Here is a 23,668-nt window from a genome sequence, read left to right as displayed (position 1 = left end):
TCTTAGCGTTCGATCAGCACGTAGCGTCGCGTGATCCCGGCGGTTGCCAGCAACCGCAGCCGCGCCTTGGTCGGTCGCATCCGCAACGTCAGGACGTAGGGGATGATGGCGTCGAGTTCGGGTTCGTCCTCGAACCGCTGCGCCACCATGAAGTTGTTCATGCACTGCGCCACCGCCTCGAAGAACGGCACGCCGATCACGGTCGCGGGATCAAGCCCCGACAGCCGCGCCTCCGTCGCATTATAGGTCTGCACGATCGTGTCCGCGGCAAAGCCGACGACGCCGTACGGCAGTGCATCGCGCGCCTGCTCGTTCATCGCGTCGAGATTGCGCAACGTTATTGTCTCGAAACTCGATTCGATTTCTGACACGGTTCGCGGCTCCTCTACGATGCGTCATGCGCGCACAGTCTTTAATACTGCCTTCATTTCGATGGTATGAAGGTGCCGACAGTTTGTCTGGCGATGACATGCTCGAACGCGCGCGCGCGACAATGGGCGCAACGCGTGCCGGCATTATTCGCGTGGCGTCAGATATAAGATGGTTCGGCGGTCTCGTCATCCTGTCGATCCGAAAGCCAGGCTGCGAACTGATCGGCCTCCATCGGCCGCGCGAACCAGAAGCCTTGCGCTTCCTCGCACCCGAGTTGCATCAGGATCGCGGCCGCTTCCGGCGTTTCGATCCCCTCCGCCACCACGCGGTAGCCCAGCTTGTGCGCAAGACCGATCATCGTTTCCACCAGCACGAAATCGGGCCCGTGCATCTCGGTCAGGTTCTGCATGAACGTCTGGTCGATCTTCACGATCCGCGCCGGCAGCCGTTGCAGATAGGCAAGGCTGCTATGCCCGGTCCCGAAATCGTCGATCGCCAGACAAATGCCTGTTCTCGCCAGTTCGCGCAGCATGGCGAGCGCCTGGTCCGGCTGATCCATGATCGCGCTCTCGGTCAGCTCGATCTCCAGTCGTCCCGGTGGCAGGTTTCGCGTCAGCAACGCGCGCTGGATCCGCTGAATGATATCCGCTTCGCCGAGGTTGGCCGCGGAGATGTTGACCGACAGCATGGGCAGGATACCCGAGGGGGTCCATTCCACGAGTTGATCCATTGCCGTGTCGAGCACCCACTGCGTCGTCGGCCGCGCATGCGACGTCTGCTCGATGATCGGGATGAATTCGGCAGGCGATACGTCGCCCAGCTTGGGGTGTCGCCACCGCAACAGTGCTTCCGCACCGAGGCAGCGGCCGGTCGCCAGCTCGATCCGCGGCTGGTACATCAGCCGTAACTCGTCGCCTGCCTCGAGCGCCGCACCGAAATCCTGCAAAAGCCCGTATTGACGGCGATGCGCGATGTCGTTTGCGGGCGAATGGAGGGCGATCGCGTTGTCGGTACCCCGCGCATCCTGCGCCGCGCTGGCTGCACCGCGCAGGACGTCATCGGCCGATACGGTGCCGACGATGAACGATCGTACGCCGATCGCGACGTTCGTGACGAAGCGGACGGAGGACGATGCATGCATCGCCTCGAAGCTCGCCTTGAGCAGCGTCACATATGCCAGTTGCTCGACTCCGGGCGGCGAGATGAACGCGAACTGGGCGTTGCCGACCTGATAGGCAATCCGCCCCGGACCTAGCGACACGCGGAGTGCCTGCGACGCTTCGCGGATGAAATCGTCGACGCGTGCAAGCCCCAAGGCGCGGGTGATCCGGCTGATCTGATCGTCACGCGCCATATCGACGACGATGGCAAAACGCTGCTCGCCCGGATGGTCCCGCTCGAGATCCGCCATGTCGTCGCGAAACTGGTTCCTCGTCGGCAGGCCGGTGACGGGGTCGATCCGTCCGAAGGCATGCTCCAATTCGATCTGCGCCATGACCATCGCAGCCAGATCGACCAGCGAAGCAAGCTCGGCGTCGGTAGCTTTTCGCGGTTCGGTCCCGAGTACGCAGAGCGATCCAAGGCCGTAGCCGTCGCGGGTGACCAGGGGAGCGCCCGCATAGAAACGCGTGCCGGCGCGGCCCAGCACGCTGTCGGCGTAACACGGATCTGCGCTAAAATCCTCGATGACCAGCAACTGCGACGATTCGGCGACCTGCGCGCACGGCGCCGTGTCGCGGGGGATGCTGCAATGCGCGACGCCCACGCGCGACTTGAACCACTGGCGATCGCGATCGGTCAGCGATATCGCCGCAACGGGAAGGCCAAAGATCTGGCTCGCCAACCGGGTAATGCGGTCGAAGCTCTCGCTGGGGGACGTGTCGAGCAGCTTCAGCTGATACAGCGCATCCAGCCGGGCCTCTTCGTGATCGTCGCGCACACGATTCCTTTCACGATCCCGCCTAGTTTCAAATCCTTAATGCTTTAATCCATGTCAGACAACGCGAGAGTAATCTCTGTTGTATTCGGCATTGATAATTCGGGCACTCGGCCGGTTTCTGGGGAACCGAAGATCCCGAAATAGGCAAAGCCCGAGATCGCGGTAGCTTGTGCCAACATGAACTATCTGTCATTTTTGGTTTGCCGCTATCTCGCGGGCCGCTGACGTCTGATTGTCCACGCACGTGTCGTATTCGCCGTGTCGACCATGCGATAGCGTCGACGGGGCAAATCGGTGGGCGCCAAACCTATACGGGAATGGCGCCCGAGACCGGCTACCTCAGTAGAAGAAGCCGTTGTTGACCTGGGCGACGCGGCCGTTGCGCGTGTCGACCAGAACGACGTCGCGGCCGTAGCGGACCCAGCGCTGATAGCCATAGGCCGGGCGCGACAGACGATAGGTCTGATAGTCGTTGATCCAGTATTGGCGACCGTAATAGGTCGGTGCGAACTGGTAGCCGACGCTCACCGGACGATAGCGATAGCCGCGTGGCCCGACATAGGCGGGGCGGCGATAGACGTTGCCGTGTGTGCGGCGATAGTCGCGCCAGTCCTCGCGGCGCTCCTGGCGGTCTTCGCGCAGTTCCTGGCGGGCTTCGCGGATATCGCCGCGGTCGCCGTAGCGGCGTGCCTGCTGGAGTTCGCGCTGGCTCTGGCGGACTTCGCGCTGGTCGCGGCGGACTTCGCCATAGCTCTGCGCGGTGGCGAAGGTGGGGACGAGGGTGGCGGCGGCAACTGCCGCGAGGATCATCTTACGCATGACTGCTCTCCTGTGTTCGACGCCGGTTCAACGGCATGACATGCGTTTTGCTCCCGCACCGCTGAACGATCGCCGAATGCGGTGGTCAGGAAACAGACAGGTGAATCGTCTCGAACGGATACGGATCAGCCGGCAGGTTTTCTGATCCTCCCCCCGCTAAGGGAGGTGGCGCCCAAGGCGACGGAGGGGGAGGGCACGGAGGGGTTTCCCTTACCGCCCCCCTCCGACTGGCAAGCGCCAGCCACGTCCACCTGGCGGGGGAGGATCGAGGCGGCGGTCAGATACCCCAGCGCCGCATCGCGTCGATCACCGCGTCGGGCTTCTGCCACGGTACGAAATGCCCGGCGTCGACCTTCTCGATCGTCAGGTCGGGAACATAGCCGGCAAGGTCGAGCTGGCTCGGCAGCAACGCGGTATCCTGCATCCCCCAGATCACCAGCACCGGCATCGTCGTCGGCGGAAACGGCGCGTCGAGGAACGCGGGGCGGGGCGGCGTCTCGTCCATCGCGGGGACGACGATCGCGCTCGCGCGGTACCAGTTGAGCATCGCGGTGATCGCGCCGGGCTGGCCCCATTCGTCGAGATAGGCGGCCTTGTCCTCAGCCATCGCGGCGAGGTCGGCATGCTTCGAAAAACTGGTGTCGAAGAAGGTTTCGAGCCCGATCGACTCGACATGCCGTTCGAGATCGGGGTTGCGGAAGGCACGGATATACTGGCTGGCCGCGCGTTGTTCGAGGTCGTCGAACATCGTCCGCTGGAAGACGAGCGGATGCGGCGCGTTGATGATGACGAGCTTGGCGATGCGCTCCGGGTGCCGCAACGCCGCCATCCACGCGATCGCGCCGCCCCAGTCGTGACCGACCAGCGTGAATCGGTCGATCTCGAGGTGATCGGCGAGCGCGATCAGGTCGGCGACGATCTTGTCGGGGGTGTAGCTCTCGACGCCTTCGGGTTTCGACGATCGCGCAAAGCCACGCTGGTCGGGCGCGACGACATAGTGATTGCGGGCGAGGTCCGGGGCGATGGCACGCCAGGTGCGGTGCGATTCGGGAAAGCCGTGAAGGAGGATGACGGGCGGGTTCGCCGGATCGCCGGTGATCGCGACGTCTAGGGTTACGCCAGTGGATAGCGTGATGCGTTGCAGGTCCGTCATTATTCCCCTCCCGCTTGCGGGAGGGGTTAGGGGAGGGCCTACCCGTCGCGCTGCATGGGGAGCATGCCTTCGCCCGACCGCCCCCGCAAGCAGACATACAACCTTTCGATTTCTGCACCGCCCCGGCGGAGGCCGGGGTCCAGTTGGGCAACGTCACGAACGGACGGTGCGCGTCGTCGCGGCGACCTTTTCAACTGGACCCCGGCCTTCGCCGGGGCGGTTCGATCTGAGCGGCGCCTGTTGCCTGCGCCCTCGAGGAGTTACGGATAGCTGACCGTCTTCGGCACTGCCGGAATCTCGATCCATTCCTTCTCGTCGCCGGGCACCTTCGGGAAATTGCCCGCATTCCAGTCGCGCTTGGCCTGTTCGATCCGGTCTCGGTTCGAGCTGACGAAGTTCCACCAGACATGGCGTGGTGTCGTGAACGCATCGCCACCGCACAGCATCGCGCGGCCGCCGGTCGCCGAGCGGAGTGTCGCCGCGATGCCGGGACGCAGCACGTAGAGCACCTGCGGCTCCAGCTTCACGCCCTCCAGCGTCGCCTCGCCCATCGCGAGGTAGATTGCGCGCTCCTCCGCCGCCGCGTCGATCGGCACGCTCGCGCCCGGATCGAGCGCGATGTCCGCGTAGATCGTCCCCGAATAGGTCGTCGTCGGCGCGGTCTGGCCCCAGAGACTCCCCATGATGATCCGCGACCGCGCGCCGTGCGCCTCGATCGTCGGCAGCTGCGCCTTCGTGACGTGTTCGAACGCGGGATCGATTTCCTCGACCGCCTCGGGCATCGCCAGCCAGGTCTGGATACCCGACAGCGTCGGCCCCTCGGCGCGCTCGTCGCCGGGCGAGCGTTCGGAATGGACGATGCCATGGCCCGCGGTCATCAAATTGACCGCGCCGGGCTCGATCCGCGCCTGCGTGCCGAGCGAGTCGCGGTGGTCGATCGCGCCGTCGAACAGATACGTGACGGTCGACAGGTTGATGTGCGGATGCGGGCGCACGTCGATACCCGACCCGACCTCGAGATGCGCGGGGCCCATCTGGTCGAAGAACAGGAACGGCCCCACCATCGTCCGTTCCTTGTTCGGCAGCGTGCGGTGGACCTTGAACCCGCCCAGATCGTGCGTCGACGGCAGGATGGTCTGGAGAACGAAATCATCGAGCATGTGCGCTATCCCTTGGCAGGTTCCGAGGCGTCGAGAAGGTCGACCAGGTCTGCTGGATAGATGGTTTCGTCATGCGCGACGATGTCGTTTCGGGAAAACCAGCGGTGACCGACGAGCAGTTGCTTCTCCTGTTCGGTGAGCTTGCCCGCCTTCACCTCGCAACGGTCGACGTCGATCCGGAAATAGCGTTCGTCCGCGGTGACCTCGACGCCTTCGAAGGTTAGGAAGTCGATCGTCCGCTGCGCGACCTCGGCTCCACAATCGATGTCGAGACCGACCTCCTCCCAGAGCTCGCGGCGCGCGGCGGCGGCGTAGCTCTCGCCCGGATCGACCGCGCCGCCGGGTGTGCACCATAGCGGCGGGCGATCGGAGGGGGTGAAGCGGAACATCAGCACGCGGTTTTCGCCGTCGACCAGAAGTATGCGGGCGGCTGGGCGTGGGGTGCGCGCGCTCATCGATCCTCTCCCGCAAGGGGGAGGTGGCAGGCGAAGCCTGACGGAGGGGGAGGACACGGAACAGCAGTCATCGCTTGCCGCCCCCTCCGTCTCGCTGCGCGATCCACCTCCCCCTGGCGGGGGAGGATTTGAGGATGCTCATGCCGCATCAAGCTCAGGATAATGGCGGAAGATGCCGTCGGTATTGAACGCGATCCGGCGGTCGCTGTTCAGATACGCCTTGATCCCCGGCAGCGCGGCGACCTGATCGTGGATGCGGATCAGGTTGGGGTAATCGGGCTCGAGCGTCTTCATCCGCTGCGGGAACATGTAGCGCAGCCCCTCGACGATCTGGAACAGCGACGTGTCGGCATAGCTCCATTTGTGATCGATCAGCCAGTCGCCGGTATTTGCCAGCGCCGCGTCCTCGAAATGCCCGAGGAACTTCGGCAGCCGCTCCTCGCGGAACTGCTCGGCGGCGCGCGCAGCCTCCAGCTTCTGGTCATCGTAATAGTCCATCATAGCAACCGGATGGTGGACGTTGTGGACCTCCGCGACGAGGTCGGCGATCGTCAGCTGGAGCTGGTTGAGCCACAGCCGGTCGGCCATGGTCGACGGCGCGAGACCGTGGCGCTCGCCCAGATACATCAGGATGTTCGCGACCTGCGCGATCACCAGACCGTCGAGTTCGAGATAGGGCGGCGCGAACGGGGTGCGGCCGGTGCGGTCGTTGAGATCGGCCATCAGCCCGTCCTCGCCCGCCGTCCGCGCGCAATCCTCGTACGGAATCTCGGCACCCTCGAGCGCGAGGCGGACGAACTCGCCGCGTCCCTGCAGCGAGGGCCAGTACCAGAGCTTGTACGCCATCAGAGTTCCCCGGGCGCGCGGGCCTTGATGGCGAGCGCGTGGATCTGCGTGCTCAACAGGTCGGCCAGCGCCTGGTTCACGAGCCGCTGGCGCGCGACCCGGTTAAGCCCTTCGAACTTGGGCGTTTCCACCTCGACGCGGAAATGCGTCTCGCCGGTGCCGTCGTCGCCCATATGGCCGGCATGGAGTCCGCTCTCGTTGACCACGGTCAGGTGCGTGGGGTTGAGCGCAGTGGTGAGGCGCGTCGTGATCTGGTCCTGTACGGAGCCGGTGGCGAGGTCTGTCATCGAACCTATATAGCCCGTTTCGGAAAGCGCGGGGAGCCAGTGAGCGAAGACGGTCAGAACAATCGCAAGGAACGCCCCAGCCCACGGTTTCACGGCCGCGTGGAAGGGACCGGTCGTGTCTGCATGTGGCGCGACTGCGCGGAGCCGGGCGAATTCCGCGCGCCGCCGCTCGAGGGTCCAAGCGAGGGCGGCCCGCCACAGTTTCGCTGGTTCTGCCTTGAGCACGTCCGTGCCTTCAACGCAGGGTATAATTTCTTCGACGGGATGACCGCGGACGAGATCCATAGTGCGCAGCGGCCGATGGCGGGCTGGGAACGCGAGACGCGCGCGTTCGCGCATGGCGGCGGCGACACCCCGCCCAAATGGGCCGATTTCGCCGACCCGATCGACGCGATCGGCGCGCGCTTCGGCGAACGGACGGCGGCGGCGCGCAAGGATGGTCGCGTGTTGTCCGATGGCGAGCGGCGGTCGTTGCGCGTGCTGGGGCTGGGGACCGACACCGACCGCACGCAACTGCGCAAACGCTACAGCGAACTCGTGCGACGCTTTCATCCCGACCGCAACGGCGGCGATCGCGCGCATGAATCGGAGTTGCAGAAGGTGATCGCCGCGTATCAGCATCTTAAGGGCGCCGCGGCGTTCGCCTGACCATTTTCGTCATCCTGGGCTCGACCCAGGATTCAGAGCCAAGCAGGCTATAGATCCTGGCTCTGGATCCCAGCCTTCGCTGGGATGACGGGACGGGGGCGGCCGAGCGGTATGATGCATGCTTACTCTGATCGAGATTTCACGCCGCCCGATCCGGAACCCGCTGCTATCCCGGCGGTTCGTCTAACTCATCCGGTCAATCGCCCGACCAATCGTACAGCGGCGGTTGAGTAACAGCCCGTGCTTGGCCTAGAGCTACCGGGAACACGAGGCCAACATGACCGATATCCCCAATACCCAGCCCGACAGCCGCGAGACCACGATCCTCGACGCACCCGACCGTATGGTGAAGGTGCGCGAGATGTTCGGGATCGATTCCGACATGGAAGTGCCGGCCTTCTCCGAAGCCGACGAGCGCGTCCCCGATCTCGATCCGGCCTATGTCTTCGATGCGGACACGACGATCGCCGTCCTCGCCGGGTTCGCGCATAATCGTCGCGTGATGGTCCAGGGCTATCACGGCACCGGCAAGTCGACGCATATCGAGCAGGTCGCGGCTCGCCTGAAATGGCCGTGCATCCGCATCAACCTCGATGCGCATATCAGCCGCATCGACCTGATCGGCCGCGACGCGATCGTCCTGAAGGACGGTCAGCAGATCACCGAGTTCCGCGAAGGCCTGCTGCCCTGGGCGCTGCAGACCCCGACCGCGCTCGTGTTCGACGAATATGACGCCGGCCGCCCTGACGTGATGTTCGTGATCCAGCGCGTGCTCGAGACCGAGGGCAAGCTGACCCTGCTCGACCAGAACCGCGTGATCCGCCCGAACCCGTGGTTCCGCCTGTTCGCGACCGCCAACACAGTCGGCCTCGGCGATACCAGCGGGCTGTATCACGGCACGCAGCAGATCAACCAGGGCCAGATGGACCGGTGGAACATCGTCGTCACGCTCAACTATCTGCCCGCCAAGGTCGAGGCGCAGATCGTGCTCGCCAAGTCGGGCGAATATGACAAGCCCGACGGCAAGAAGGTCGTCGAGAACATGGTCCGCGTCGCCGACATGACCCGCAAGGGCTTCGTCAACGGCGACATCTCGACCGTGATGAGCCCGCGTACGGTGATCACCTGGGCACAGAACGCGCTGATCTTCGGCGATGTCGGCTTTGCGTTCCGGCTGTCGTTCCTCAACAAGTGCGACGAGGCCGAGCGGCCGCTGGTCGCCGAATATTACCAGCGCGTGTTCGGCAAGGACCTGCCCGAGAGCGTGGTCGGGAAGGCCTAAGGCTTTGGCGAACGAAACGCCTCTCGATCGGTTCAAGGCGGTTCTCGCCGGCACGGCGCGCGCGATCTCGGAAGAGCCGGAGGTCGAGCTGGCCTTCACCGCCGATGCTCCCGTGCAGTCGGGCAAGCACATCAAGGTGCCGATGCCTGCGCGTGCCCTTCCGATCGAGCAGGTCGCCGAGGCGCGCGGGTTTGCAGACGGGTTCGCGCTGCGCCTGAAGCATCACGACATCGCGTTGCATAACCGTGCGGCACCGGTCGAGGCGGTGGCGCGGGCGGTGTTCGATTCGGTCGAGACCGCACGGGTCGAGGCGCTCGGCGGGCGCGGCTATCTGGGAATTTCGGACAATCTGAACAGCGCGCTCGACGTTCGGCTGCGGGCCGATCCGATCACACGCGCGCGCAATCGTGACGAGGTGCCGCTGTCGACCGCACTTGGTCTGATGGTGCGCGAGCGGCTGACCGGGCAGGAATCGCCGGCCATCGCCGCGCCCGGGCTCGGGCTGGTGCGTGAGTGGATCGAGAGCAAGACCGATCTCGACGCGCTGGCGTTCGCGCTCGACGACCAGAAGGCGTTCCAGGGTCTTGCGCGGAAAATGCTGCAGGAGCTGGAGCTGGTCGAGGGCGACCAAGTCCCCGAGGAAAGCGACGAAGGCGGCTCGGAGGACGAGGGCACCGACGAGCAGCAGCAGGACGAGGGTGACGAAGGCGACGACCAGGGCGAGGACGGCCAGGGCGAAGTCGAGGCGCGCGGCGAACAGTCCGAGCAGCAGAACGAGGAAAGCGACGGTCAGGAGCAGAGCGACGAGTCGATGGACGACATCGACGGCGAGCCCGGCGACGACGGCGAGGAGGGGATGCAGCCGGTCCGCCCCAACCGTCCGTTCGCGGACATGGGCGGCGCGTTCGACTATAAGCCGTGGACGACGCAGTTCGACGAGGTGATCGCCGCGACCGAATTGTGCGATGCCGACGAACTGGCCCGGTTGCGCGGCTATCTCGACCAGCAGCTGGTGCATCTGCAATCGGCGGTGTCAAAGCTCGCCAACCGTTTGCAGCGCCGGCTGATGGCGCAGCAGTCTCGGTCTTGGGACTTCGATCAGGAGGAGGGTATCCTCGACGCAGCGCGCCTCGCCCGCGTGATCGTCAACCCGACCTTGTCGCTCAGCTACAAATCCGAACGCGAGACCGATTTTCGCGACACTGTCGTCACGCTGCTGATCGACAATTCGGGGTCGATGCGCGGACGGCCGATCTCGATCGCGGCGATCAGCGCTGACATCCTCGCGCGGACGCTGGAGCGGTGCGGCGTGAAGACCGAGATCCTCGGCTTTACGACGCGCGCCTGGAAGGGCGGGCAGAGCCGCGAGACGTGGCTGGCCGCGGGGCGACCGCCGCAGCCGGGGCGGCTCAACGACATACGCCACATCGTCTACAAGCGCGCCGACGAACCGTGGCGGCGCGCGCGCAACTCGCTTGGGCTGATGATGCGCGAGGGGTTGCTGAAGGAGAATATCGACGGCGAGGCATTGATGTGGGCGCATGCCCGCCTCGTCGCGCGACCCGAGGAACGCCGCATCCTGATGGTGATCAGCGACGGCGCGCCGGTCGACGATTCGACGCTGAGCGTGAACTCGGGGTCGTATCTCGAACGCCATCTGCGCCAGGTGATCGGCTGGATCGAGACCAAGTCGCCGGTCGAGCTCGTCGCGATCGGCATCGGCCATGACGTGACCCGCTATTATGCGCGCGCGGTGACGATCATGGATGTCGAGCAGCTTGGCGGGACGATCATCGAACAGCTCGCATCGCTGTTCGACACCGAGTGAGCGCCGCGTGATCGAGGCGCCAGCCGGCGGCTTTCACGGCCCCGTCAAGCGCTCGATCACCATCGCGGGTCACCAGACCTCGATTAGCCTCGAGCCCGTCTTCTGGCAGGCGCTCGAAACGGCGGCCGTGCGCCTTGCTCTGCCGTTGTCCGCACTCGTGGCCGAGATCGACGCGATTCGCATCCGCGCCGATGATCCCCCCAATCTGGCTAGCGCATTGAGATCGTGGCTGTTCTCGAATAGCGCATGAGAATTAGTCGCAATAGCATTGACAGTGAGAACGACTCTCAATAGCGAGCCCGCAACAATAAGGGGTTTCGCATGTCTGGTCACTCGTCGCGTTCGTCTTCGGCGCCTGCATTTCTCGCGCTGTCCTGCGTAGGATTCATCGCCAGCGCACCGGCTTATGCGACCGATCGCCCGGCGGACGCGGCCAAGGTTCACGCGGCGACCGATCAGGAAAAGCAGCTCGTGCGTGACGACATCGTCGTCAACGGCAAGCACGTGCCCGCGACCACGCTTGAAAGCCCCAAGGCCACGCGCAGCCTGCTTGACACCACGCAGACGGTCACGATCATCGGCGACCAGACGATCCGCAAACAGAATCTGCTGACTCTTCGCGACGTGCTGCAGACGATCCCCGGCATCACCTTCGGCGCGGGCGAAGGCGGCGGGGGCTATGGCGACAGCATCAACCTGCGCGGTTATTCGGCCAATAACGACATCACGATCGACGGCGTCCGCGACAGCGCGCAGTATAGCCGCAGCGAGACGTTCAACCTGCAACAGGTCGAGGTCTATAACGGCGCGAACAGCGTATTCGGCGGCGGCGGATCGGTCGGCGGCACGATCAACCTCATTACCAAGCGCCCGCAGGCGGAGACGCTGACGGTCGTGTCGGGCGGCGTCGGCACGGACGATTACTATCGCACAACGCTCGACTCGAACGTCCGGGTCAGTGACCTCGTCGCGGTCCGCCTGAATGCGGTCGCGCACAAGAACGACATTCCCGGTCGCGACGTGGAAAGCAACAAGCGCTGGGCCGTCGCGCCGTCGCTGATCGTCGGCGTCGAAGGGCCGACCAGCCTCACGCTGCAATATCTGCATCAGGAGGACGAAAACGTCCCCGTCTACGGCGTGCCGTATTTCCGCAATGCGGTGAACGATGGGCCGCTGCCGGGTGCGGACAATTCGGCCTATTACGGCATACGGAATCTCGACAAGCAGGACATCACCGTCGACCAGGCGACGGCCACCGTCAGCCACAGCTTTTCCGACAAGGTTTCGATCCGCAATCTGAGCCGGTGGCAGCGCGTCCAGCAGGACTCGCTGACCAGCGCGCCGCAGGGCGTGTTCTGCCTGTCGACCGGGTTCCAGCCCCTGCCGCTTACGAACGTCGCGACCACGCCACTTACCTGTGCGGCGGGCCAGGCCACGCCCGGTTCCTATTATCCGAGCGGCCCGCGCGGTTTCGTCCGGAACCAAGAGAACCAGATCCTCTATAACCAGACCGATCTCCGCTCGGTCTTTGATACCGCCGGGCTCGAGCACACGCTGGTCCTCGGCGCGTCGGTCTCGCAGGAGGATTACACCATCGTCACCGGCAACACGTTGCGTACCGCCACCGGTGCGACCGTCGCGCAGCCGCCGATCAACCTCGCCAGCCCGAACACCGACTATACGGGTGCGTTCAACTTCATCCAGGCCGGCCGTTCGCAAGGCACGACCAGCAACGTCGCGGTCTACGCGTTCGACACGATCAAGGTGATCCCGCAGATCGAAGTCAATTTCGGCCTGCGCTATGAACATGCCAAGGGCCGCTTCCGCGCCGACACCTTCTCGGTCGTGCCCGACGCGACGCTCGGCACCTATGCGCGCGGCCTGAACCAGACCAGCGACGAAACGCTGTTCTCGTACCGCGGCGGGATCAACTTCAAGCCGATCGAGACGGTCAGCCTGTATGCGTCCTACGGCAACGCGACCACGCCGACGTCTGCGACCGTCCGGCTCGGCTGCGGTACGTTGATCAATGCACCCGCGGGCCAGTTGGACCCGTGCGACGTGAAGCCGGAAAAGGCGGTGAACTACGAGCTTGGCGCGAAGGCCGACCTGTTCGCGCGCAAGCTGCAACTGACCGCGGCCGTGTTCCGCAACGAGCGCACCAACTACCGCGTCGCCACGAATGACCCGATCGTCACGACGCTCGGCGTCAACGACGGCCGTTCGCGCGTCGACGGCATCGCGCTGGGCGCGAGCGGCAGCATCTCGCACGCCTTCTCGATCTTCGCCAACTACACGTATCTGAAGGCGAAGGTCATCCAGAGCGTCTCCAACTTCTGTCTCGCCAACCCGGGTCCGGTCCCTACGACCGTCGGCGCAGTCACGACGACGACCAACCCCTGTGGCAACTCGGCCGCGATCCTCGATACGCAGGCGGGGCAGGAGCTTGCCAATACGCCGAAGCATTCGGGCAGCCTGTTCACGACCTACACGCTGCCGTTCGGGCTGCAGCTCGGCTACGGCCTGACCTATCAAGGCGCGTTCGGCTTGAATCAAAGCGCGCTGGCGACGCCGCTTGCGCCGACGACGACCCTGACGCCGGTATTCCACTCTGCGGACTATCTGACGCACCGCGCCTTCCTGTCCTACACGGTCGGCAAGGGGCTGACGGCACAGGTGAACGTGCAGAACTTTACCAACAAGAAATATTACACCGGCATCCGCAACAACGGCTGGGCGACGCCGGGCGAGGCGCGGTCGGTGCGGCTGACTGTGTTCTACAGCCTGTAAGCCTGGCGGCGGTGCGGGCGGTTTGCCGGTATCGCCACCGCAATCTAGGGTGATGCCATGTTGATCGCGATCCCCGACGTCCTCGATGCTGCCGGCGTCGCCCGTGTTCGCGCGCTGATCGACCACGCCGACTGGATCGACGGCAATGCCACGTCGGGACCGCAAAGCGCGCTCGCCAAGCGGAACGAACAACTGCCCGAGGACTCGGCGGCCGCGCACGAGGCTGGCGGGATGGTCCTCGATGCGCTTGGCCGGTCGGCGCTGTTCGTCGCGGCAGCGCTGCCGCTCAAAGTGTTTCCGCCGCTGTTCAACCGCTACGCCGGCGGACAGGATTTCGGGCTGCACGTCGACAACGCGATCCGGATGAAGCGCGGCACCGATTTCCGCATCCGCAGCGACCTGTCTGCAACGCTCTTTCTCGACGATCCCGCAACCTATGACGGCGGCGAGCTGGTGATCGAGGATCAGTTCGGTCCGCAATCGGTCAAGCTGCCCGCCGGGCATATGGTGCTGTACCCGGCCTCGAGCCTGCACCGGGTGACGCCGGTCACGCGCGGGGTCCGCACCGCGTCGTTCTTCTGGTTGCAGTCGATGGTGCGCGACGACGGCGCGCGGCGGATCCTGTTCGATCTCGACCAAGGCGTGCAGGCGGTCGCGGCGGCGCAGGGCCAGGGCGATCCGGCGACGGTGCGGCTGACCAGCGTGTACCATAATCTTCTGCGCCGCTGGGCCGACGCTTGATCCCGCACACCCGTCATCCTGACTTTCGTCAGGATGACGGGTGTGTGTGGATGGACTCAAGCACGCCGCTCATGCACGCGGTCGGCGCGGGGGAATGTGATGAGCAAGTTGGCGATGCGACGGGCGTGGTTCCAGGTCCACAAGTGGGTCGGGCTGGTGCTGGCGATTCTGGTCATTCCATTGTCGTTGAGCGGCGCGGCGCTGGTGTGGCATGATGCGCTCGACCGGATCGTCGATCCGGCGCGCTATGCGGTCACGGGCAGCACGCTGGTCGCGCCCGACAGCTATGTCGCGGCGGCGCGCGCGGCGCTGAAGCATGGCGAGCGGATCGCGTCGTTGACGGTGCCCGGGGACGGTGGCCCGGTGATCGTTGCCGCGAGCCCTGCCAGCGCCGCCGGCGCGCCAGTCCGACCGGGACCACCGCGGCGCACGATGGTGTATCTCGATCCGCCCACCGCGCGCGTGCTCGAGGTGTCGCCGTCGACCGGCGGGCTCGTCCGGTTCCTCCACGTGCTGCACGGGAGCCTGCAACTGCCGGGCATCGGCCGCTCGATCGTCGGCTGGATCGGCGTGGCGATGATGGTGTCGTGCTGTACCGGACTGTGGCTGTGGTGGCCGACGGTCGGCAAATGGACGCGTGGCTTCCGCTTCAGGCGGCACCGCGACGTCGAGACCAACCTCCATCATCTGTTCGGCTTCTGGATCGCGCTTCCGTTGTTCGTCCTGTCGCTGACCGGCGCCTGGATCGCGTTCCCACAGGTCTTCGGCATGATCGCGGGCGAGCCGTCGCGGCCGAGAGGCGGGCTCGATCGCGGCGCGATGATGCGCGCACGGCCGCTGGCCAGGCCCGCGCAGCCGCTGGCGGTGGTGATCGGTAAGGCGCGGGCTATCGTCGACAACGTGCCGTTGCGAAGCGTGACTTGGCCGACCGATCTCAGTGCGGACTGGACGGTGACGTTCCAGGGCAGGGGCCAGGGTGGCGGCGCGCCGATCGGGGTGAAGGTGGCGGACGACACCGGCGGCGCGACCGCGGCACCGGCCCGGCCTCAGGGGGGCGTGGCGCGGTGGATGCGGCGGATCCACGATGGCACCGACATGGGGGTGCTGTGGCAGGCGATCATCTTCCTCGGCGGGATCTTGCCGGCGGTGCTGGCGGTTACCGGGGTGATCATGTGGTGGCGTGCGCGCAAGTGGAAGGCTGAGCTGGCGGCACGGCGGGCGTAACCTGTCCCTCTCCCCTCGGGGAAGAGGGAAGGATGAGCCGTAGGCGACGGGAGGGTGAGGGGCTTTGGGGTTCGCGTCCCGAGCCTCATGCCCCTCACCCTCCCACGCGCAAGAGCGCGCGGGCCGCTCCCTCTCCCCGCAGGGGAGAGGGATAGCAGTTACCGCCCCAGCAGCACGCGTGCTTGGCCGGCGATCTGCGCCAGCATCGCCGCGTTCGGGACGGCTGCATGCCGCGCGCGGTCGATGACCGCCTTGAACTGCGCCACGCGCGTGGCGTTCGCGGTCAGCCAGGCCTCGACCGCACCTTGCGGATCCTGCGCCCCGCGGCGCGCGAGGAATTCGAGCCGCAACTGCTGGAAATCGCGCGCAAGGCCGGCGATCAGGAGGCGCTCCCACGGATCGGTCGGGCTGATCCGCGCCGCGTTCGCCTGCGCCCAGTCGAGCCCGAGCGCCTGCCCGAGATGCGTGAACGCGCGCGTGAGGACTGCCTCGTCGAGCGCCATCCGCGCGCCGAGATCAGCCAGCCCGACCGCGCCGTCCATCTCGAACAGCCGCACCACCTTCCGCACCAGATCGCTTGGTGCACCGACCGCTTCGAGCTGACCCGCGATACGGCTGCTCTGCGCACTGGCCTCTTCGAGCAGCAGCGCCGCAGTCTGGCTGTCGAGCTGCGTGATGCCCTTCGCCAGCCGCGCGAGTACGTCGCCCGGTGCCGTCCCCGGTGCCGAGACACGCAACAGATCGGCGATCTGCGAGCGCGTCGCCACCGCAACCTCGTCGAACAGCGCGATCCGCGCCGCCTCCGGCATGACGGCCGTTTCGATCTCCGCCCACAGGGCCGGCAGATCGAACAGGCGCTCGGCGACGACGAACATCGCCGCGATATCGCCCATCGCCGCGCCTTCCTCTTCCGCCAGTTCGAACGGGTAGAGGATGCCCAATCGGTTGACGATCCGGTTGGCGAGCTTGGTCGCGACGATCTCGGGCCGCAGCCGGTGCTCGTCGATCGCGGTCGCAAACCGGTCGCGCATCGCCGCGGGGAAGGCGGCGTGGAGGTCGGGCTTCAGCGCGTCGTCCTTGGCGATGTCGCCATGCTCGATGGCGTCCTGCAACCCGAGCTTGGCGGTCGCCAGCAGCACGGCGAGCTCAGGCCGGGTCAGCCCTAACCCGTCCTGGCCGCGACGCAGCAGGATGTCGTTCGAGGCGAGTCCTTCGACCGCCCGGTCGAGCCGCCCGGCACCCTCGAAAATCTCGATGACGCGGACATAGCTCGGCATCGCCACCGCGCCATCCGCCTCGGCGATCGACAGCGCCAGCGTCTGGAGGCGGTTGTCCTCCAGCACGAGGTGCGCGACGTCGTCGGTCATGCTGGCGAGGAGCGTGTTGCGATCCTCGTACCCAAGGCGGCCTTCGATCATCTCGCGGTTGAGCGCGATCTTGATGTTGACCTCGTTATCCGAGCAGTCGACGCCCGCCGAATTGTCGATGAAGTCGGTGTTGATCCGCCCGCCGCGCGCCGAAAACGCGATGCGCGCGGCCTGCGTTACGCCCAAATTGGCGCCTTCGCCGATCGCGATCACGCGCAGATCCTCGGCATTGACGCGCAACCGGTCGTTGGCCGGATCGCCGACCGCGACGTTCGCTTCCGACGCCGCCTTCACATAGGTGCCGATGCCGCCGAACCAGAGCAGGTCGGCCGGCGCCTTCACGATCGCCGAGATCAGCGCGGTCGGTTCCATCTCGCTCGCCGTCACGCCGAGCGCAGCCTGCACCTCCGGCGACAGTTTCACGATCTTGTCGGTGCGCGCTAACACGCCGCCGCCCTTCGAGATCAGCGTCGCGTCGTAATCCGCCCAGCTCGACCGCGGCAGCGCGAACATGCGGTTGCGCTCGATCCAGCTCGCCGCCGGATCGGGATCGGGATCGAGGAAGATGTGGCGGTGATCGAACGCCGCGATGACCTTCAGCGTCTTCGACAACAGCATGCCGTTGCCGAACACGTCGCCCGACATGTCGCCGCAGCCGACGACGGTGATGCTCTCGCTCTGCACGTCGAGACCACGCTCAGCGAAATGTCGCTGGACGCTGAGCCATGCGCCCTTTGCCGTGATGCCCATCGCCTTGTGGTCGTAGCCGACCGAGCCGCCGCTCGCGAACGCGTCGCCCAGCCAATAGCCGCGTTCGAGCGCGAGCGCGTTGGCCACGTCGCTGAACGTCGCCGTACCCTTGTCCGCAGCGACGACGAAATATGGGTCCTCGCCGTCGAGGATCGTCACGCCGTCCGGATGGACGACCTTGCCCTCGACGATGTTATCGGTGATCGACAGCAAGGTGCGGATGAAGATCCGATAGCTCTCGGTGCCCTCGGCGAGCCATGCGTCGCGGTTCGACGGGGCGGGCAATTGCTTGGGATAGAAGCCACCCTTCGCGCCGGTCGGCACGATGACCGCGTTCTTGACGCGCTGCGCCTTCATTAGCCCGAGGATCTCGGTACGGAAATCGTCGCGACGATCGGACCAGCGTAAGCCGCCACGCGCGACCGGGCCGGCACGCAGATGGATGCCCTCGACGCGCGGCGAATAGACCCACACTTCACGCCACGGCACGGGCGCGGGGAGGCCGGGGATCAGATGGCTGTCGAGCTTGAACGCGAGCGCTTCTGACGCGGCGGGTGCAAACGCGTTGGTGCGCAAGGTCGCCGCGATCAGGTTGCGATACGCACGCAGGATGCGGTCATCGTCGATCGCCGACACCGCGTCGAGCCCGCTCTCGATCGCCTGGTCCGCTTCGATCGCATTGCCCGGATGCTCCGGATGATGCACCGCGGTGAAGCGCGCGATCAGCGCGGCGGCGACCTTCGGTGCACGCCGCAACGCGTCGACCACGGTGGTCAGGCCGTACGGAAGCCCCGCCTGACGCAGATACCGGAACCACGCACGGAACAGCACGATGGCCTCGGGACGCATGCCGAGTTCGACGATCAGCCGATTGAACGCGTCGTTCTCGGCCGCGCCTTCCAGCACTGCAGCGATCGCGCCCTCGAGGACGCTGGCGTCGCTCTGTTGCGCCGCGGCATTCGCCTCCAGCACGAAATCATGCACGAAGGGCACGCTGTCGTCGCGCAACCGCGTCGGGAGCTCGCCGATCACGCGGAAGCCGAAATTCTCGAGCACCGGCACAGCGTCCGACAGCGGCAGTGCACCACCCAGCTTGTAGATCTTGAGCTGCGGATCGGCGCCGGCTTCGCCCGGAACGAGACGCACGCCGCGTCCATCGGTATCGGCTAGCGCGGCAATCCGCTGGATATCCTCGGCCGCCTCGGCGGGCGTGCTGAGGTTGCGGTAGTTCTGCGGGAACGCGGCAGCCCATTTGAGCGCGAGGCGCGCGGCGCGCGCTGGCGGCAACGTCTCGACCAAGGCGGCCTCGACGTCCGACACCCAACCGCGCACCATCCGCTGCAACCGCAGCGCAAGCGGCGCGACGTCGGGCATCCGGCCATCGCCGCGCAGGTCGAGCGTGTAGCGAATCATCGCGACCTCTCCGTCCTCGAGCGCGATCGACCAGTTCAGCACGCTGGCATTCGCCGCCTCCGCCAGCATGTCGCCGATCGCGACGCGGCGGCTGGTGGTGACGTCGTCGCGCGGCAGCCAGACGAACCCGAACAAATGCCGGCCCAGCGCCGATTCGACGAGCACGAGCGCCGGTCGCGGCCGATCCGCGAGGCTCATCGCGGTGAGCGCGAGGTCCTCCAGCGCATCGGGCGCGAACGCGATCACCAGGTCGTGCGGCAGCGCAGTGAACGCGTGCGTCAGCGCCTTGCCGGCATGACCGCGCGGATCGAATCCGAACTTCGCCTTCATCGCGGCGAGGCGCGTGCGCAACACCGGCACGTCGCGCGGCATCGCGGCGAGCGCGGCGCTGGTCCATAACCCGCTATATATCGACAACCCTGCGACCGTAGCGCCTTCCATCACCGGCACGACAACCAGGTCGAGCGGGACGGCGCGGTGCACCGTCGAGATCAGATTCGACTTCAGCAGCAGCGGCGCATCGTTGCCGTCCTCGAACCATTGGATCGCCAGTGCACGCGAGGCTTCGGCGAGGATCGGCACGCGGTGGTCGTTGCGCGCGATACCCAGCGCGGCGTGGCCACTCCCGTCCCGATGCCAGATCTGGTGACCGAGCAGGGTCAGATGGCCGTTCAGGAACCACTGCAACAGCGCAGCGCCTTCGCCCTCGGGTAGCTTGGCGATATCGTCGTCGAGCGCGGCTTGCATCGCGCGCCAATCGGTCACCGCCGCGCGGACGTCGGCCAGCACCGCGGTCAGATCCTCGATCAGCCCGCGACGGTCACGCGCATCGGCACGCTCCATCTCGAGATAGATCATCGATTCGGGGCGACCCGAGCCTTGGCCGTCCGCGTCGATCGCATGCAGCTTGCCATCGGGCGCTCGCGTCGTGCGAACCACGGGGTGGATGATCCGATCGACCGCGATGTCCTGCGCACCGATCGCCGCCGCGATCGAATCGACCAGGAACGGCATGTCGTCGTTGACAATAGCCAGCCGCATGCGGCGGCGCGTGTCGTCCGCGCTGATCGGCTCGATCGCGATCGCCGGCGCACCGTCGTCGCGGTGCGCGGCGGTCGCGGCGACGAACGCCGCGGCTTGTGAGACCTCGCTCGCACCGAAGTCCTTGAGTTCGCCCGGAAGGGCCCGTTCGGTCAACCGGCCCGCAAGGGTTTCGGTGAGCGTGTTCAACGATTGGTTCGCCATAGGTCAGGGCCTATGCGCCCCCCGTTCGCCTATCTCAACCCTTGTGGCAGGTGCGAAGAATTATGCTGCGGTGCACCTAATATGCCGATCGTTCGGCGGCTGCGATTGCAGCAAGATCGCCGTCGAAACCGCCCAGAAAGCTCGCCAGACCACCCGCTGGCACCTGATGCCGCTGGGCGTGCCGCAGCACCGCCGCGAACGTCTCCAGCCGGGGCGCCTCGAAATTGGCGCCAAAGACCAGCGTGACGATCTGCATCATCGCGTTCGTCCCATCCTGCAGGCAGGCCGCGGAGAGTATCGCTGCGAACTCGTCGGCATCGTGCTCGGCCGATACCGCAAGGTCGTGCGCGTGCCCGAGCGCCCGGTGGAGCGCCGCACGACTGCGCGCTTCGGCCGCACGGAGTTGCGCGGCACTCTCACGCGCGATTGCGATGTGCTCGCCGAGCGGCCCGACGAGCATATAGTCGGCGGGCAAAGGATCGCCCAGCACGGGCGCCTGCGAGGCTGCGGGTGACGGCTCGGCAGGCATGACATCGAAGCCCCCGCTCGGCCCATCGGCCCACACCTGCGCGGTCGCGCCTGCGCCAAACGGAGTCGCTTGGACAGCGGCATCCAACTCGGCCGACAGAGTCGCCTGAAGGTCGGCGTCCGCGAGTTCCTTCCAGTTGATCACGCCGTAGATGAAGTCGATCGTCACCCCACCCGACGCAAAGGGGCCCGACGCGAACGGCATGAGGATCCCGCGGTACAGCGTCGTCCGCCCCCGGCTGCTGACGAATTCCGCCTCGAAGCCGATCGGCGCGCGATTGGCGATGATCTGGAGATAGTGATCGGTCAGCCGCGACAGCAGCGACCGGCTCGGCACGTCGGCGATCGTCGCGATCGGCCCTTCCAGCCCACATTCCTCGCGCAGCGCACGCCCCAGATACGCGATCCTGGGGTCGCCCATGCCGTGACTGAAATCGAGCAGCACGCTGTGCGGGCCGAAATCGGTGATCGTCTCGGGCTCGAGATCGGCGATCGACGGGTAGGGGCGATCCTTCAGCAGCGACACCCAGTGATTATAGGCACGCACGTGCATCCGCCGCTCGTCGCCGCCGAGATCGAACATCACGTCGTTGACGCCCGCATCGGTCGAATCGCGCATGCCGGCGTCGGCCCTGGTCCGTGCCGCAGCCGCCGCGAGCGCCACCGTCTCCGCGCCCGATGCGCGTCCGTCGTCTACGCTGCGCGCCGTCGTCATGCCCAAAGATCCCCGTATCGTCGCCCTACTTCTGCACCGCGCTTGGTAAACACCGGGTAAACTCGCAAACCGCTTGTCAGCCCGCAAAACCGCTGGTAGTTGCCGCCCCCTCGACCGGATACATCCGTCGTCGGGCCGCTTTAGCTCAGCTGGTAGAGCATCGCATTCGTAATGCGGGGGTCACAGGTTCGAGTCCTGTAAGCGGCACCACCTTAAATCGTTGAAATGCATGGCTTTTTCAGGCGCTCTCTTGCCTGAAGCTTCGGTAATTCTGAGTTTTGGTATCGCGGTGGTATCGCAAGCCCGCTTTCCGGTACCGCGGTCGGCAGCTGCTTCGGTCACGGCATCTGTGGTTCACGCGACCAAAGCCCTGTGATTCCCTAGGATGCTACCTGCGCGTCATCGTCGAATACGAGCGCCAGATATAGATTTGCCAATGTGTAGTGGCTCGCGCACGCATTAGGATCGTCTGTCCCGGCGGCCATCTCGAGTTCCATCTCCGCGCGACGCTCATAGTAACGCCGATCCTCGTCCGTAACCACGCTTGCTCTCCTGCGCAGCTGGCGCCGCGTCTATCAATTGCCACTGCGATCGCTCGCTTCGGGCCGCGCCCTAACCCCGTGACCGCCTCGCCACAAGAATCATTGTTCACTTTATGTTCTTGCGGTCTAAAGGGCTTGCCGGAGAAGGAATCGTCCCATGAGCAGCTTGAGGCTCCACGAAATACCGTTCGCATTGTTGCCGCGCGAGGTCCCGTTCTTCCTGTGTCACACGCCGGCCGGGTTTCCGTCACCGGCGCAGGACGACATGGAGGAGCCGATCGATCTCGGCGCCTGGCTCGTGGAGCACCCTGCCGCCAGCTACATCATGCGGGTCGAAGGGCGATCAATGGCTGGCGCCGGGATCAACGACGGTGATCTGATCGTCGTGAACCGTGCCAAGCGACCCAAGGCCGGGGCAATCGTCGTAGCGCTGGTGCACGGCGAGCGGACGCTGAAACGGCTTCGGCATATAAATGGGCGCCACTGGCTCGTGCCCGAAGCCGAGGGCTTCCCTCACATCCTCGTCGACGAATATGTCGAGATCTGGGGCGTCGTCGTCGGCGTGGCGCGCAAGGTGCCATGACCGCGCCCATCGCGCTGATCGACTGCAACAACTATTACGTCAGCTGTGAACGGGCGTTCGATGCCAGCCTCGTCGGCGTGCCCGTCATTGTGCTGTCGAACAATGACGGGTGTGCTATCGCCCGCTCGGCCGAAGCCAAGGCGCTTGGCATCAAGATGGGCGATCCGATCCACCACCTGCGCGATGTGGTCCGCCGGCACGGTATCCGCGTCCTCTCCTCGAACTACACTTTGTATGGTGACATGCAGCGGCGCGTAATCGCCGCCTGTGAACCCTTCGCGCGCGACTTCGAGATATATTCGATCGACGAGACCTTCCTGGATCTCGCAGGCTTCGAGGGCAGGGACCTTGTCGACCACGCGCATGCGATGCGGGAGCAGGTTCGTCTGTGGACGACGATACCGACCTGCGTCGGCATCGCCGAAACAAAGACATTGGCAAAGCTGGCGAACGCCGCGGCCAAGAAGGACGTCCGATTCGAGGGTGTCGCGGATCTGCGCGATGAAGCCGTTCGCCGACAGGTCATGGACGGCTTCGCTGTCGCAGACGTCTGGGGCGTTGGCGGCGCCACCGCGAGAAAGCTGACCGGGCTCGGCGTCCACACGGCCGGCGCGCTGCGCGACATGCCGATGAAACAGGCGCGCGCCGTCGGCACGGTTGTGCTCGAGCGGCTGGTCGCCGAACTGCGCGGCGTGCCGTCGGACGCTGTCGAGTCCGTTGCGCCCCGGCGGAAGGGTATGGCGGTTAGCGGACCGACGGCACTCCGGTTTCAAACGGCGGCTCCGATTGATCCAACCCGGCCCCGAAAGTGTCGGTTTCCCGCGAGAACAGGACGGTGCCGGTCCCAGTGAAGGAAGGCGACGGCGGGAGCGCGCGGAAGGCAGGGGAACGGCGCCTCGACGCCGCACCCGAACTGCATGCCCTTCACTTGGAACCCGATGAAGGGCATCGTATCCCATGGCGAAACCGGTGATCGAAGAA

Annotated in this window: 19 protein-coding genes and 1 tRNA gene; 10 read left to right on the top strand and 10 right to left on the bottom strand. The window is 65.8% G+C overall.

Annotation, left to right across the window (positions count from 1 at the left end; genetic code table 11):
• Positions 1–2: 2 nt before the first annotated feature.
• From HMP09_RS12130 to HMP09_RS12095, 8 genes are all read right to left on the bottom strand, one after another.
• Positions 3–371, bottom strand: coding sequence for a phosphonate transporter (locus HMP09_RS12130; RefSeq protein WP_232090216.1), 369 nt, complete (start codon positions 369–371; stop codon positions 3–5).
• Positions 372–529: 158 nt separating this feature from the next.
• The gene (locus tag HMP09_RS12125; protein WP_176500579.1) at positions 530–2,311 is read right to left on the bottom strand and encodes a putative bifunctional diguanylate cyclase/phosphodiesterase; all 1,782 of its coding nucleotides are present in this window, start codon (positions 2,309–2,311) and stop codon (positions 530–532) included.
• Positions 2,312–2,650: 339 nt separating this feature from the next.
• Positions 2,651–3,130, bottom strand: coding sequence for an RcnB family protein (locus tag HMP09_RS12120; RefSeq protein ID WP_176500578.1), 480 nt, complete (start codon positions 3,128–3,130; stop codon positions 2,651–2,653).
• Positions 3,131–3,407: 277 nt separating this feature from the next.
• Complete coding sequence (locus HMP09_RS12115; protein WP_176500577.1) at positions 3,408–4,283, bottom strand: alpha/beta fold hydrolase; 876 nt, start codon at positions 4,281–4,283, stop codon at positions 3,408–3,410.
• Between the two features lie 260 nt (positions 4,284–4,543).
• Positions 4,544–5,443, bottom strand: a complete 900-nt coding sequence (locus tag HMP09_RS12110; protein WP_176500576.1) for a pirin family protein — start codon at positions 5,441–5,443, stop codon at positions 4,544–4,546.
• Between the two features lie 5 nt (positions 5,444–5,448).
• Positions 5,449–5,898, bottom strand: coding sequence for an NUDIX hydrolase (locus HMP09_RS12105; RefSeq protein ID WP_176500575.1), 450 nt, complete (start codon positions 5,896–5,898; stop codon positions 5,449–5,451).
• Positions 5,899–6,036: 138 nt separating this feature from the next.
• Entirely contained in the window at positions 6,037–6,744 is a 708-nt protein-coding gene (locus HMP09_RS12100; RefSeq protein WP_176500574.1) for a glutathione S-transferase, read from the bottom strand.
• Positions 6,744–7,031 carry a BolA family protein gene (locus HMP09_RS12095; protein WP_176500573.1) on the bottom strand — a complete coding sequence of 96 codons (288 nt, stop codon included), beginning with the start codon at positions 7,029–7,031 and terminating at the stop codon, positions 6,744–6,746. The genes HMP09_RS12100 and HMP09_RS12095 overlap by 1 nt, the downstream gene beginning before the upstream one ends.
• Positions 7,032–7,154: 123 nt before the next feature.
• Between HMP09_RS12095 and HMP09_RS12090 the strand changes: the two genes are divergently transcribed.
• From HMP09_RS12090 to HMP09_RS12060, 7 genes are all read left to right on the top strand, one after another.
• Positions 7,155–7,679 carry a J domain-containing protein gene (locus HMP09_RS12090; protein ID WP_176500572.1) on the top strand — a complete coding sequence of 175 codons (525 nt, stop codon included), beginning with the start codon at positions 7,155–7,157 and terminating at the stop codon, positions 7,677–7,679.
• Between the two features lie 277 nt (positions 7,680–7,956).
• Positions 7,957–8,961, top strand: coding sequence for a cobaltochelatase subunit CobS (cobS, locus tag HMP09_RS12085; protein WP_128455734.1), 1,005 nt, complete (start codon positions 7,957–7,959; stop codon positions 8,959–8,961).
• 4 nt (positions 8,962–8,965) lie between these two features.
• The gene (cobT, locus tag HMP09_RS12080; RefSeq protein ID WP_176500571.1) at positions 8,966–10,789 is read left to right on the top strand and encodes a cobaltochelatase subunit CobT; all 1,824 of its coding nucleotides are present in this window, start codon (positions 8,966–8,968) and stop codon (positions 10,787–10,789) included.
• A 7-nt stretch (positions 10,790–10,796) separates the two neighbouring features.
• Positions 10,797–11,039, top strand: coding sequence for a ribbon-helix-helix domain-containing protein (locus HMP09_RS12075; protein ID WP_232090214.1), 243 nt, complete (start codon positions 10,797–10,799; stop codon positions 11,037–11,039).
• Between the two features lie 71 nt (positions 11,040–11,110).
• Positions 11,111–13,579 carry a TonB-dependent receptor gene (locus HMP09_RS12070; RefSeq protein WP_176500569.1) on the top strand — a complete coding sequence of 823 codons (2,469 nt, stop codon included), beginning with the start codon at positions 11,111–11,113 and terminating at the stop codon, positions 13,577–13,579.
• A 57-nt stretch (positions 13,580–13,636) separates the two neighbouring features.
• Positions 13,637–14,320 (top strand): Fe2+-dependent dioxygenase, encoded by a 684-nt coding sequence (locus HMP09_RS12065; RefSeq protein ID WP_176500568.1) that lies wholly within the window; start codon positions 13,637–13,639, stop codon positions 14,318–14,320.
• Positions 14,321–14,419: 99 nt separating this feature from the next.
• The gene (locus HMP09_RS12060) at positions 14,420–15,544 is read left to right on the top strand and encodes a PepSY-associated TM helix domain-containing protein (protein WP_176500567.1); all 1,125 of its coding nucleotides are present in this window, start codon (positions 14,420–14,422) and stop codon (positions 15,542–15,544) included.
• A 158-nt stretch (positions 15,545–15,702) separates the two neighbouring features.
• Here HMP09_RS12060 and HMP09_RS12055 read toward each other — a convergent pair whose 3' ends face one another.
• Together HMP09_RS12055 and HMP09_RS12050 are read right to left on the bottom strand one after the other, a co-directional pair.
• Positions 15,703–20,319 carry an NAD-glutamate dehydrogenase gene (locus HMP09_RS12055; RefSeq protein WP_176500566.1) on the bottom strand — a complete coding sequence of 1,539 codons (4,617 nt, stop codon included), beginning with the start codon at positions 20,317–20,319 and terminating at the stop codon, positions 15,703–15,705.
• Positions 20,320–20,395: 76 nt separating this feature from the next.
• A complete protein-coding gene (locus tag HMP09_RS12050) occupies positions 20,396–21,562 on the bottom strand; it encodes a PAS domain-containing protein (protein ID WP_176500565.1) in 1,167 nt (388 codons plus the stop codon).
• Between the two features lie 134 nt (positions 21,563–21,696).
• Here HMP09_RS12050 and HMP09_RS12045 point away from each other — a divergent pair.
• From HMP09_RS12045 to HMP09_RS12035, 3 genes are all read left to right on the top strand, one after another.
• Positions 21,697–21,772, top strand: a tRNA-Thr gene (locus HMP09_RS12045).
• Between the two features lie 489 nt (positions 21,773–22,261).
• Positions 22,262–22,687 (top strand): LexA family protein, encoded by a 426-nt coding sequence (locus tag HMP09_RS12040; RefSeq protein WP_176500564.1) that lies wholly within the window; start codon positions 22,262–22,264, stop codon positions 22,685–22,687.
• The gene (locus tag HMP09_RS12035; RefSeq protein WP_232090212.1) at positions 22,684–23,538 is read left to right on the top strand and encodes a Y-family DNA polymerase; all 855 of its coding nucleotides are present in this window, start codon (positions 22,684–22,686) and stop codon (positions 23,536–23,538) included. The genes HMP09_RS12040 and HMP09_RS12035 overlap by 4 nt, the downstream gene beginning before the upstream one ends.
• Positions 23,539–23,668: the final 130 nt, after the last annotated feature.

The organism is Sphingomonas sp. HMP9, from assembly GCF_013374115.1.
Taxonomy (GTDB): Bacteria; Pseudomonadota; Alphaproteobacteria; order Sphingomonadales; family Sphingomonadaceae; genus Sphingomonas.
Note: the sequence above shows the minus strand (reverse complement) of the source record. Positions and strands in the feature narration are given on the sequence as shown.